This is a genomic window from Mesorhizobium sp. M4A.F.Ca.ET.050.02.1.1, from assembly GCF_003997725.1.
GTDB lineage: Bacteria > Pseudomonadota > Alphaproteobacteria > Rhizobiales > Rhizobiaceae > Mesorhizobium.
In genome coordinates this window covers 1-11,557 of sequence record NZ_RZSG01000121.1, presented here as the reverse complement: position 1 = coordinate 11,557, position 11,557 = coordinate 1, and the positions used below count along the sequence as shown (strand labels likewise).

General features: G+C 61.9%; 12 protein-coding genes and 1 pseudogene. 4 read left to right on the top strand and 9 right to left on the bottom strand.

Annotated elements, in window-relative coordinates; translation table 11 throughout:
- A partial coding sequence (locus EOA33_RS11335; RefSeq protein ID WP_127405656.1) for a BCCT family transporter occupies window positions 1-1,113 on the top strand: 1,113 nt, incomplete at its 5' end.
- A 168-nt stretch (window positions 1,114-1,281) separates the two neighbouring features.
- Window positions 1,282-2,086, top strand: a pseudogene (locus tag EOA33_RS11330) (TerC family protein).
- A 228-nt stretch (window positions 2,087-2,314) separates the two neighbouring features.
- On the opposite strand, the gene EOA33_RS11325 reads toward EOA33_RS11330, so the two are convergent.
- The 4 genes from EOA33_RS11325 to EOA33_RS11305 form a co-directional block, all read right to left on the bottom strand.
- Window positions 2,315-2,962 (bottom strand): helix-turn-helix domain-containing protein, encoded by a 648-nt coding sequence (locus EOA33_RS11325; protein ID WP_126058897.1) that lies wholly within the window; start codon window positions 2,960-2,962, stop codon window positions 2,315-2,317.
- A gap of 216 nt (window positions 2,963-3,178) precedes the next feature.
- On the bottom strand, window positions 3,179-3,625 hold the full coding sequence (locus EOA33_RS11320; RefSeq protein ID WP_126058898.1) for a pyridoxamine 5'-phosphate oxidase family protein: 447 nt from the start codon (window positions 3,623-3,625) through the stop codon (window positions 3,179-3,181).
- Between the two features lie 355 nt (window positions 3,626-3,980).
- The gene (fixJ, locus tag EOA33_RS11310; protein ID WP_126058900.1) at window positions 3,981-4,595 is read right to left on the bottom strand and encodes a response regulator FixJ; all 615 of its coding nucleotides are present in this window, start codon (window positions 4,593-4,595) and stop codon (window positions 3,981-3,983) included.
- Window positions 4,582-6,099 carry a PAS domain S-box protein gene (locus EOA33_RS11305; RefSeq protein WP_245455794.1) on the bottom strand — a complete coding sequence of 506 codons (1,518 nt, stop codon included), beginning with the start codon at window positions 6,097-6,099 and terminating at the stop codon, window positions 4,582-4,584. The genes fixJ and EOA33_RS11305 overlap by 14 nt, the downstream gene beginning before the upstream one ends.
- Before the next feature lie 174 nt (window positions 6,100-6,273).
- Here EOA33_RS11305 and EOA33_RS40400 point away from each other — a divergent pair, with 174 nt between their 5' ends.
- Both EOA33_RS40400 and EOA33_RS11290 read left to right on the top strand, forming a co-directional pair.
- Window positions 6,274-6,738 carry a DUF6455 family protein gene (locus tag EOA33_RS40400; protein WP_245482304.1) on the top strand — a complete coding sequence of 155 codons (465 nt, stop codon included), beginning with the start codon at window positions 6,274-6,276 and terminating at the stop codon, window positions 6,736-6,738.
- Window positions 6,739-7,003: 265 nt separating this feature from the next.
- Entirely contained in the window at window positions 7,004-7,444 is a 441-nt protein-coding gene (locus EOA33_RS11290; RefSeq protein ID WP_245482303.1) for a hypothetical protein, read from the top strand.
- A gap of 41 nt (window positions 7,445-7,485) precedes the next feature.
- Here the strand turns inward: EOA33_RS11290 and EOA33_RS11285 are convergent, their stop codons facing one another.
- From EOA33_RS11285 to EOA33_RS11265, 5 genes are all read right to left on the bottom strand, one after another.
- Window positions 7,486-8,184 carry a CBS domain-containing protein gene (locus EOA33_RS11285; protein WP_127405655.1) on the bottom strand — a complete coding sequence of 233 codons (699 nt, stop codon included), beginning with the start codon at window positions 8,182-8,184 and terminating at the stop codon, window positions 7,486-7,488.
- Window positions 8,185-8,288: 104 nt separating this feature from the next.
- Complete coding sequence (ccoS, locus tag EOA33_RS11280) at window positions 8,289-8,441, bottom strand: cbb3-type cytochrome oxidase assembly protein CcoS (RefSeq protein WP_126058904.1); 153 nt, start codon at window positions 8,439-8,441, stop codon at window positions 8,289-8,291.
- Window positions 8,438-10,729 carry a cation-translocating P-type ATPase gene (locus EOA33_RS11275; protein WP_127405654.1) on the bottom strand — a complete coding sequence of 764 codons (2,292 nt, stop codon included), beginning with the start codon at window positions 10,727-10,729 and terminating at the stop codon, window positions 8,438-8,440. The genes ccoS and EOA33_RS11275 overlap by 4 nt, the downstream gene beginning before the upstream one ends.
- On the bottom strand, window positions 10,726-11,220 hold the full coding sequence (locus EOA33_RS11270) for a FixH family protein (protein WP_126058906.1): 495 nt from the start codon (window positions 11,218-11,220) through the stop codon (window positions 10,726-10,728). Before EOA33_RS11270 ends, EOA33_RS11275 begins: the two co-directional genes overlap by 4 nt.
- Window positions 11,217-11,557 (bottom strand): FixG Ig-like domain-containing protein (locus EOA33_RS11265; RefSeq protein ID WP_281033518.1); only part of this gene is annotated, 341 nt, incomplete at its 5' end. The genes EOA33_RS11270 and EOA33_RS11265, both read right to left, overlap by 4 nt.

Below are 11,557 nucleotides of genomic sequence, written 5' to 3'. Positions count from 1 at the left end.
ATCTACGCCATTGTCGGTCTGGCTATCGCCTATTTCACTTACCGCAAGGGCCTGCCCATCCTGATCTCGAGCGCATTCACCCCCTTGCTCGGCAGCGCGGTCAACGGACCGATCGGCAAGACGATCGATATTCTCGCCCTCATCGCCACGCTGTTCGGCACTGCGACATCGCTCGGCCTTGGCGCACAGCAGATCAACAGCGGTCTGAATTTTCTCTGGGGAACCGGCGAGGGAACAGGCATTGCCCTTGCGATCATCGCTGTGCTGTCGGTGCTGTTCATCCTTTCGGCAGTGTCGGGAGTCGGCAAGGGCGTCCAGTTCCTGAGCAACATGAACATGGTTGTCGCCGCCGCCTTGCTGCTCTTCCTGGCCGTTGTCGGACCGACCGTCTTCATCCTCAACACCTTCACCGAAGCGCTCGGCGAATACCTGACCAATCTCGTCACGATGTCGTTCCGCACCGCTGCCTTCAGCGACGGCAAATGGCTGAGCAGCTGGACCATCTTCTACTGGGCGTGGTGGGTTTCCTGGGCACCTTTTGTCGGCGTTTTCATTGCCCGCATCTCCAGGGGGCGGACGATCCGCGAGTTCGTCATCGGCGTTCTGCTCATCCCGAGCGGCGTAACCTTTCTCTGGTTCACCATCATGGGCGGCACCGCGCTGCACTCTGAACTGATGGGGGTCGGCGGACTTGTCGAGGCGGTCAACACCAAGGGTGCCGCCATCTCGCTGTTTGCCCTACTCGAACAATATCCGGGAACGGCGCTCACCTCGTTCGTCGCGATCTTCCTTGTGGCGATCTTCTTCATCTCGGGAGCTGATGCCGCCTCGATCGTGATGGGTATGCTGTCGTCACGCGGCACGCTTGAGCCCGCGCGCATCGTCGTGGTCCTCTGGGGCGTCCTAGCGGGCGCGTCGGCCTGTGTGCTGCTGGTGATGGGAGGCCTGGAGGGCCTGCAGACCGCGTCGATCATCGCGGCAGCACCCTTCCTTGTCGTCATGGTCGGGCTGTGCATCTCGCTGTGGATGGCGCTGCTGGACGACCTCGAAGGGCGGGGTGAACCCGCCTCTCTCCTGCCCGAAGCCCAGCCTGTCACGGCAGCGGCAGAATAGCTACAGCACCGCCATTCAGGCGGCCAACAAACCGCATCTGAAAATGAACTTCAGGTGCGGTTTGCCGATCCGCGCCGCCGCGACCGGCGCTCCTCATCGTCGCCACCGGCAGCGCGACAAGATCAAGCCAAAAGCAAATCCAACTGGGTGCCCGAAGGGAGGGCGAAGATGATAACCGACCCGCAAATCTGGCTCAGCCTGCTGACGCTTACAGCGCTCGAAATCGTCCTGAGTGTCGACAACCTTGTCGTGATCTCGGTTCTGGTCAGCAAACTTGCTCCCGAGCTGCAGCCAAAGGCGCGGTTTCTCGGAATGGCGCTGGCCCTCGTTCCGCGACTGATCCTGCTGCTGTTCATCGGGTGGATCATTGGCTTGACCGAACCTTTGTTCGAGGCCTTCGGGCACGGCTTTTCCGGGAAGGATCTCATCCTGGCAGGCGGCGGTCTGTTCCTCATCGGCCACCCAGGAGATACATGCAAGTCTCGAGGGAGAAGAGGGCCACATTGGTGCCACCGTGCGCGCAGGTTTCGTAGCCGTCGTGTCGCAGATTGCCCTGATCAACCTCGTGTTTTCCATTGACTCGATCGTGACCGCCGTCGGCATGGCCAACCAGATCTGGGTCATGGCCGTCGCTGTCGTCGCGTCGATGGCCGTCCTGATCGCGGCCGCCGGACCGGTTGGAAAGTTTGTCGATGCTCACCCTACTGTGAAGATGCTGGCACTCGGCTTCCTCATCATGATCGGCATGACGTTGGTCGCGGATGCCTTTGGCGTCCATGTCCCCAAGGGTTATATCTATTCAGCGATGATCTTCTCGATGGCGGTCGAAGGCGTGAACATGCTGCACCGCCGAAAAGCCAGGCCCGTTCATTTGCACAATCAGTATGGGCCGGAGGTTGCGGTTGCGGCCAACGGCGGACACACACGATCCGTAGCGGTTTCTCAAACCCGCAAACAGGCAAATGAAGCCTGACCGTTATACACCCTCCGGGCCCACCAAAGCACTGTCTACCGACTGATTTCCTTTATTTTTATTGGAGACCTCGAAATCTGGGACTCGAAACCCACCGGCGCTCGAACCGCTCCAAGCGACTCTCAGCCGCTTTGGCTGGAAGGCTGCCCGACGGAATGCGTGCCCTGTGGCTTGCGCCTCAAGGCGTCGTGAATCCGCGCGATGCCCTTTCCATGACCAGAGTTGGACTCATTCACTCATATCGCGCAGCGCGTCCTGTCTAACGATTTCGATGCAGCGCAGGCTGAGCAGGCGAATGACGCCTCGCTCCTTCAGCTTGGTGAAGACCCGCGAGACGGTCTCGATGGTGAGGCCGAGATAGTCGCCGATGTCCACGCGCGACATGGGCAGTTCGACCTGCCGCAGACCACCTTGGCGCTCTGCCAAATCGACCAGGAACGCCGCGATACGTTCTATGGCGTTCTGGCGGCCGAGGACGAGCAAGTGCTCTTGCGCCCTTGTCAGCCCCTTGAGCGCGAGCGGCAGCAGCTGCTGCGACATGTCAGCCCCGGCCGCGGTGCGAAACACGCGGACACCGGTGGCGTTGATCGCTTCGGCGAAGAAATGATGTGTCGTGTCGGCTTCGAAGCCGAATGTCTCTCCAGGCAAGTGGAAGGCGCTTATCTGCCGGCGACCATCGGCAAGCAAGCGGTAGACACGGACGGCGCCGAACTCGACCTGGTAGAAGGCGCCAGCCTTCTCGCCCTGGGCATAGATTTCCGACCCGGCGGGGAAGAAGCTGATTGGCTGGACCGGCACCGAGCCAAATGCCACCTTCAGGTTCGGATTGGCTGGCTGTAAGGGAATTGAAATCCTTGCGGTGGTGTAGGCGTTCATCGCTGCGTCCCCGGTTGACCGTTGTCACAGCAATCGCTCGAATTCACGGAGCGCGAAATTCGGTTATGTCCCTACGGGAAACTACGTAGAACCCGTCATAGGCGGACAAGGGTCCTCTGGGATTGCAGAAGCAATCAAGGTCGACAGCCATCGGGCAGCGCCGTGCATGCCTCGAAACAGGCCGCGCCGGGGCGGCCATTCTTTGGCGGCAGAAACCTACTCAATTGCTTCCCGGCCCGACACCTCGCCAATGAAGATGCGGAAGAAGACATGCGGACCGCCATCGGAAACGGCAGGCAGGACCGGTTTGAGGGCGCCTGGCTCCCACCAGTCGGGGTGCTTGCTCAGCACTGACCACGCATGATCGCGCTGAAGCTTATGACCGATCCGGTCAGGCAGCTCTTCATAGCGGCCGTCGACAACAACGCTTCTCCAGCCTCGGCCTTGGCCGCGCTCATCGACCTGGACCGACACCAGAGGGTTGGCCCGCATCCAGTCGATCTTCTTGCCGGGCATTGAAAACGCATAGAGATGGTTGTCAGCATGCGCGTAGTACAACGGCACGACGTAGGGTTGCCCATCCTTCGCGCACGCCAGGTGGCCTAGGCGATTTGCGGTCAGCAATTTCGTGCATTCCAGGGCAGAAAGTGTGCGGATCAGCATCGGTGCGATCTCCTACTGCTCGCGGCCATCCGGGTGCTCCGGTTCGGGCTCGCAAGCCCAAGTTCGCGCATTCGGCGATTTCGGAAAATGATTCAGATCAAGGCGAGGCCTGCCATCTCGCGCATCCTAGGGCGATGTGGAAGCCTATCCTAAGCGCCCCGTTCGAATGCGATCTCGAACTCGCCGTCCTCGACGAGGATGGCGAGCATGCGCTTGTATTTCCCTGCATGAGGACGCGGAACGGATGGAAGAACGCGACGACGGGCGCCTATATCGACATCCACCCGACCCATTGGCGCGACTGGGACGCGCAGAGGGCGCCGACAGATGACCGCAATTCCGTTCCTCAATTACCCTAGTGCTTGGGATCCAGGATCAGCGCCATGCGAACCAGGTGCGACAGGCTGCCGGCGGCCATCTTGCTCATGACATTGGCGCGATGGATTTCGACCGTGCGCGGGCTGATTCCCAGATCATAGGCGATCGTCTTGTTCGGCAGACCCGACACAAGCCCATCCAGCACCTGCCGCTCCCGCTCCGAAAGCGTTGACAGCCGCCCGCGGATTTCCGCGGATTGCGGGTGGGTTGCATCAACTCGATTGCGATTGCCCAGCGCTGAACGGATCGCGTCGATCAAAATGTCGTCGTCGAACGGCTTTTCGATGAAATCCGCAGCCCCTTCCTTCATCGCCTGAACGGCGAGCGCGACATCGGCATGACCCGTCATGACAATGACCGGAAGCCTGTGCCCGCGAGCCCTCAGCTGCCGCAGGAACTCGATGCCGTCGATACCTGGCATGCGCACATCGGTCACGATGCAGCCGTCGACATTGTCGGTGGCTGAAGCCAGGAAGGCTGTCGCGGATTCATGCAGGCGCACGGCAAAATCGGCTGTCGCGAGAAGAAAACCGAGCGACTTGCGAACTTCGACGTCATCGTCGACCACATGCACGAGATCATTCCCGGCCATTGGCAACCTCTTCCTTGTTCACGATGCGCAAGGTGAACCGGAAAGCGGTTCCTCCAGACGGCATTGCCTCGGCCCAGATATGACCGCCGTGCGATTCGACGATTGTGCGGCAAATGGAGAGGCCGACGCCCATGCCCTGCTTCTTAGTGGTGACGAAAGGCTGGAAAAGCTGGGCGGACACCTCGGGCGAGAGGCCCGTGCCCGTATCGATCACGCTTACTTCGGCCATACCGTCGTCCCTGGCAATCGTCATGACATGCAACTCGCGACGTGTCGCGCCCTGCATGGCCTCCACCGCATTGCGCATCAGGTTGAGCAGAACCTGCTGAATCTGGATGCGGTCGGTCAGGACCAGTTCGGCCGCGGGATCGAGCTTGTAGCTTACTCGCATATCGGCTTCTCTTGCGCCAACGAGAGCCAGGGACGAGGCTTCCTCGATCAGTGCCGGCAGGCGCTCGACCTGGCGCTCGCTTTCACCTCTTGAGACGAAGTCGCGAAGGTGCCGGATGACATCTCCCGCCCGCAAGGCCTGCTCCGCTGCCTTTTCAACGGCCTCCCTCAACATCGGCGCATTCTCTTCCGTGCTTCTTTCGAGCAGCCGGCGGCTGCCCTTTAGGTAATTCGTGATCGCGGTCAGTGGTTGGTTGATCTCATGCGCAAGCGTCGAGGCCATTTCGCCGAGCGCGGTGAACCGCGCCATGTGAAGCAGCTCCTGTTGCTGCTCCTGTATTCTTGCTTCTGCCCGGTGACGCTCGGTCAGATCGCGGCAGAAGCCGGTGAAGAAGCGTCCGGTTCCTGGATGCATCTCGCCGACGGAAAGCTCCATGGGAAAGGTCGAACCATCCTTGCGCATTCCCGTGACAGTGCGGCCAAGCCCGATGATCCGGCGCTCTCCGGTCGCCAGATAGCGGCGCAGGTAGGCGTCATGCTCGTCGCGATAGGGTGCCGGCATCAGCAGGCTGACATTCTGGCCTATGACTTGGCTCGCTGCGTAGCCGAACAACGTCTCGGCGGCCGTGCTGAAGGATTGAATGCGACCTTGTTCATCGATGACGACCATTGCATCCGGCACCGTTGCCAGGATCGAACGCAGATGGTCCTCACGCAGCCGAAGTGCGGCATTCGCAAAGGAGAGCTCGCTGACATCCGTGCCTTCGACGAAGATCGCAGTGGTGCGGCCATCGCCGTCCTGGATCGGCTGATAAACGAAATCCAGGATGCGCTCTTCTGCCGGCTCGCCTTGCTTGTTGCGAAGAGCGACCTTCACGCCCTGGCCCCGGTATGGCTCACCGGTCTTGTACACATCGTCAAGCTGTTCGAAGAAGCCTTGGCCTTCGAGCTCGGGAAGCGCCTCACGCACCGGCTTCCCAATCACCCGCCTGTCGCCGATTAACCGCTGATAGGCGGCATTGGTCAGTTCGAAGACATGGTCCGGCTCTCGCATCAGGGCCATGAAGCCCGGAGCCTGCTCGAACATCTGCGACAAGACGGATCGCAGCATCATCCCGCCGGCCGACGAAATAAGCGCTTCGTTTTGGCTCACCTGAGGTCCTTGGGTTCGGCCACGCTTGCAAGAGGGCTAATTATCACTCCTGGCCGCGCACGCAAAACCAATCCAGGCAAAAGCGCTCGGATGAGTTGGGGGTCGAACTGGCCGAGCGTTTCGGAGCGCACTTTGTTGGCCTGGCGGCTGCCGATTGTTCCGCCCCTCGTCGAGACGGCCTTTGGCGGCGTCACGCACTCCGCATGCATCGCTTCATGTCGTATTGACCGCCGGCCGAAACGATCCTTGCAAGTGGAGTTGCCTGTTGACCAAGATCAAGGCGGCGACCCCCGGCATGGCAAAGATGGTTGGGAAACAGGAGTGATCCCAATGACTTTTCTCGACTATCTGATTTCAGTAGACGCCAGGACCGCCCTGATGGGGCGCATGATGCAGAAGCTCGGTGTCGACAGGCAGTTGAAGGTCATCGCGGACCATGCCGCCGTTACCAATCGGGCGGTGGACCGCTGCCGCTCCTGCGGCCACCAGGATGAATGCTCGACCTGGCTTGACCAACACCTGCAAGCCGACGATCCGCCAGATTACTGCCGCAACCGCGACCTCATCGCACGGCTGCAGCACGCGGCCGGCCGGCAGTAGTTGCTTTCAGAGGCGGCCGACGCTCAGGTAGCGTCCCATAGCTCGCGCGTAGCGGGGAGAGGTCTGCGAATGCCGTTGGAGGTCCGGGTTTGACGAGAGCCGCCGCGTCAAACCGAGCTTTGCAGTTGATGGATGTGCGCCCACGGGACCGGCAGTTTTGAGTACGCTATTTTTCCTGGAAGCATTTCTGCTTTTCGTCGCGCCGGGGCCAACCAACGCCCTTCTGATGGCAGGGGCTGTCAAACGCGAAAAGGCGGTCAGGCTTTTGATCGCGCAGGCCTGCGGGTACGGGATCGCCGCCGCCTGCTGGTTTTCGCTGCGTCCCTGGATGCCGCCCGGTGCCATCGAGGCACTGAAGCTGGTCGCCGCCGCATGGCTCGTAGTCCTTGGCCTGCGCCTGATAACAAGTGCCCGGATCAACGCCTCCAAGGATGGCGGCGCCATTTCCGTCCTGGCAACCAGTGCCCTCAATCCGAAGGCGTCTATCTATTGCCTGGCAATCGTGCCGACAGACGCCGCAGCGCGGGCGCTGGCGATATTCTGGATTGTTCTCCCGATCATCACGGCTGCCACGGGATCGGTGTGGCTTCTACTCGGTAGCCGGCTTGGCGAAGACGGAAGAACAACAGACAGGGTAGCGGGCACGGCACTCATTGCATTCGCCATGCTGCTGCTTCGACCATTGATACCCCTGATCGCGACCTAAGGTTGGTCGCCACCGCTTGCTGCCGACTTCTGTCAGACCTACTAGGACACAAGCACAACTGACAATGGTCCCGCGCAGAACAGGCTGTCCTTGACCGCCTTGACGCCTGCAACGTTCTCCGCGGCAACCACAGCCGCCTTCCGCTGACGCTCGTCAAAGATTGCGCCGCTCAGTTCGACAGTTCCTCGGTCGACACTCACCCCGATCAAGCCGCCGTTGCTCCAGGCTTGGCGTTTGAGCTCTGCCAGAACGTTCTTGCGGATGGAGTCGTCATCAGCCGTCGTCGCGCCCGATTTCGGCAGGACGCACAACAGTGCGCGCAGCAGGTCCGTGCGCGTGACGATGCCGACGAGCTTGCCTGCCTGGACGATCGGCACATTCTTGATCTTGTTCTCGGTCATCAACCCGACAATCTCGGCGAGCGAGGCACCGGGCGGCGCCGACACGACCTGACCTGTCATCACCTCGTCAACTCGACGTCCGCTTGCCAGGACGTATTCGTTGGCCAACTTGCCGGGGCCGACGACAAACTCCAGCCAGCGAGGACGAACACGCTGGGTGCCGAGCTCTTGACGGCGCAGGAAATCACCCTCGCTGATAATGCCGGCAACTGTCCCGTCATCGCGGACGACCGGCAGGCAGCCGATCTTCCTGGCGAGCCTCAGTTCGGCCGCATCGGCGATCGACGCGCCCGGACCTACGGTAACGACCGGCGTCGTCATTATGGCCTCGGCCTGCATTGCTGCCTCCTGATTTCCATCCAGCCCTTTATCGGATGCCGCCCATTGTCGGACGATTGAGCGATCGGGTCATTGACCTGCGTCATTTCAGAGGAGCGGCGCAGTCACTTTGGCGGCTCATCCCGATCGATCAGAATGCGCGCCGCGGCCCCATCAAGATCCTCGTACTGACCGCTCCTCAGGGCCCACAGGAAGCCAGTCAGTCCAAGCGCACCGAGGAACAGCGCCACCGGGATGAGGTAGACGAGCGTCGTCATGAGGGTCGAACCAGCAGGCCGGGGGGTGCGCGCCGATCTTGCGGAGCGCTTTCAGCCGATGAACTTTTCGCTGAGCCTTGCAGTCGCAGGGCGTTTCCGATCACAAGCAGCGACGAGGCGGACATCGCGACCGCTGCGATGAGCGGCGTCACATGCCCAGATATGGCGATCGGCACCGCAAACGCGTTGTAGACGATCGCAATTGCGATGTTCTGCCCGATCAGTCGGCCCGCCTTGCGGGAAATGTCCAATGCCAAAGGCACAGCCAGGAGGCTTTCGCGCAGGAAGACGAAGTCGGCGGCATTGCGACCGACATCGGCCGCGGTCGCCGGGGCCATCGAGACATGCGCCGCACCAAGCGCGGGCGTGTCGTTCAGCCCATCGCCCACCATCAGAACCTTGTGGCCCTGCCTCGACAGAGCCCCGATCCGCTCGACCTTGCCGGACGGAAGCAGCGCCGGAACGTAGCTGTCGATATCCAGCGCCTTGGCGACTTCGGCACAGGCATTGGCGGTGTCGCCGGACAGCATCTCGACGGATACGCCGGCATCCTGCAACTTTGCGAGCGCTGCCTTGGCATCGGAGCGCGCCGCATCCTCGAACGCGAAGGCGGCGACGATCGTCCCGTTCTTCGAAAGCACCGTCCCGCCATAGCCGCCATATTTACCTTCGCCGCCGGTCCGTGCCTTCCATCCAGCCCATCCGCGCCGGCCGAGACGCCAGGTGTTGCCCTCTGTGCTGGCCTCGATACCAAAGCCTGGGTGCTCACCGACGGATCCGAGACTGGGTTGACCGGAAGAGCCCGCGAAACCGGCTATGGCCTTCGAGAACGGATGGCGCGAATGCGCGGCGATGTCTGCCGCGATCGCCAGCATGGTAGGGTCGATGGACGGCGCGTTGACCAGCCTCGGCTGGCCGAGCGTAAGCGTCCCGGTCTTGTCGAACAGTGCGGTATCGATCGCCGCCAGCCGTTCCATGGCCGAACCATCCTTGACCATGACACCGGCTTCGAACAGGCGTCGCGCCGCGACCACCTGCACGATCGGCACGGCGAGGCCGAGCGCGCATGGGCAAGTGATGATAAGAACGGCAATTGCGATCGTCATTGCCAGGTGCCAGTCGCCGGACGCGACCATCCAGCCCAGGAACGTCAGCAAGGCCGCGAGGTGGACCACAGGTGCGTAGAGGGCAGAGACCCGGTCGGCGATCCTGCGATACTGGGAGCGGTCACCTTCTGCGGCTTCCATGAGCCGGACCATTTCGGCCAGGAAGGAATCCTTCGCGGCGGCCGTCGCCTGCATTTTCAGCGGACCGGTGAGATTGAGCATGCCGGCCTGAACCTGCGCCCCCAGGCCCACGGTGCGGGGCGTGCTTTCCCCGGATACCAGCGAGCAATCGAGATCCGAGATTCCGCTGAGGATGTTGCCATCGACCGGAATTCGCTCTCCGGCGGCGATGAGCAAGTCCATGCCGGGTTCGATCTCACCGACCGGCAGGTAGTCGCGGATGCCATCGCCACGCAGCACTACGGCGCCGCGCGCTGCGAGCCGTGCCAGTCCGTTCACCGCGGTCCGTGCCCGCTCCCGCATCACATGATCCAGTGTGCGGCCGATCAACAGGAAGAACAGCAGCGACACTGACGCGTCGAAATAGGCGTGGTCGCCGTGGTTGATCGTCTCGTAGAGGCTCATAGCGTAGGCCAGCGAGACGCCGACAGCGATCGGCACATCCATGTTCATGCGTCCATGACGCAGCGCATTCCAGGCCGAGCGGAAATAGATGCCGCCGGCGAAGGCGAGCGCGGGGATGGCGATCAGTGCAGACACCCAATGAAACAGATCGCGCGTCGGCCCCTCGGCGCCGGACCAGACGGACACCGAAAGCAGCATGATGTTGCCCGCCGCAAAGCCGGCGACCGCGACGGCGCGGATCAGTTCCGAGAGCGTCTTGTCCTGGCCGTCAGCCTCCGGATCGAACAGGTGCGCATCGTAGCCCAGCCGCCCAAGCGTGGCGACGATTGGCGGAACCTCGTCACCGTGCCACCGCACCGAAACGCGCTTTGTCGACAGATTGACGCGCGAGCTCTCGATACGCCCGAGCTTTCCAAGCGCTGTCTCGATCGTCTGAATGCAGGCTGCGCAGTGAACCGCCGGTACCGAGAGATCCGTTTGGCGCAGGTCCCCGCCAAGCGAGCGGCTAGCCAACCGCATTTCCTGGCTTGACGGCAGGGCGGCTGCGCTCTCGTTCAGAGCCAACGCCATTTCAGCGCCCGGTGCACAACAGCTCATTGCAGCGCTCCATGGGAGATCATGATTCTACGGACGTCGCGATAGGGTTCCGCGAGACCGGCATCGGCATCGACTTCGACGATCCAGACGCCATCTCTCGGCGTGTGCTGCGCTGCAAATTCTTGGCCCGTGGAGGCCAGAATGATGGACTTGTCCTCTGCCTCGTAGGCGGGGTGGCGAAACAAAACCTTCACCGCGTGCAGGGGAACGGGTTTGCCTGCGGCATCGCTGAGGCCGTAGCGGACCTCACCCCATGCGATCGTCAGTTTGCCGGTCCAGCCGAGCGCCGCCCGCGCGCGCCCTTCCTCGGCCTTTCGGTTAAACTGCTGGCTCGCCACATAGGTGTTTTCGACAACGAGCCCGGTCCAACTCTTGCTGGCCAGCGTCGCCATGGTCAGGTTGACGCCAATGACCACGCCGAAGAAGCCGAGAATAATGAACAGCATATGCCGGCCGGTGAATTCGCGGGATTTCTGCGAATGGGCGCTCATCTGGCGGGTTCCGGTGCATTGAACGTGGCCGTGTATTCGGCGGATTCGAGGCCGGCCTTGTCCTCGATCAGGAACTTGAAGCTCTGCGCGGCGCCGCCGATCTGGTCGGCTGGCTGGCGGACGAAGACCTTCAGCGTCTTCAGCCGGTCGGGATCGGCCAGGGTGGCGAAAGAGCGGGCGGGGGGAAGCTCAATGCCGACCGCGCTCATCTCGGCGCCCGACAGGCCTTGCAATGTGACGACGATCGTCCTCGGCTCGGGGATCATGTTGAGCAGCTTGACGGTGTAGCCGTTGCGGATCGAGCCGTCCGAGAGCGTCACGAATTGCGGATTGCGGT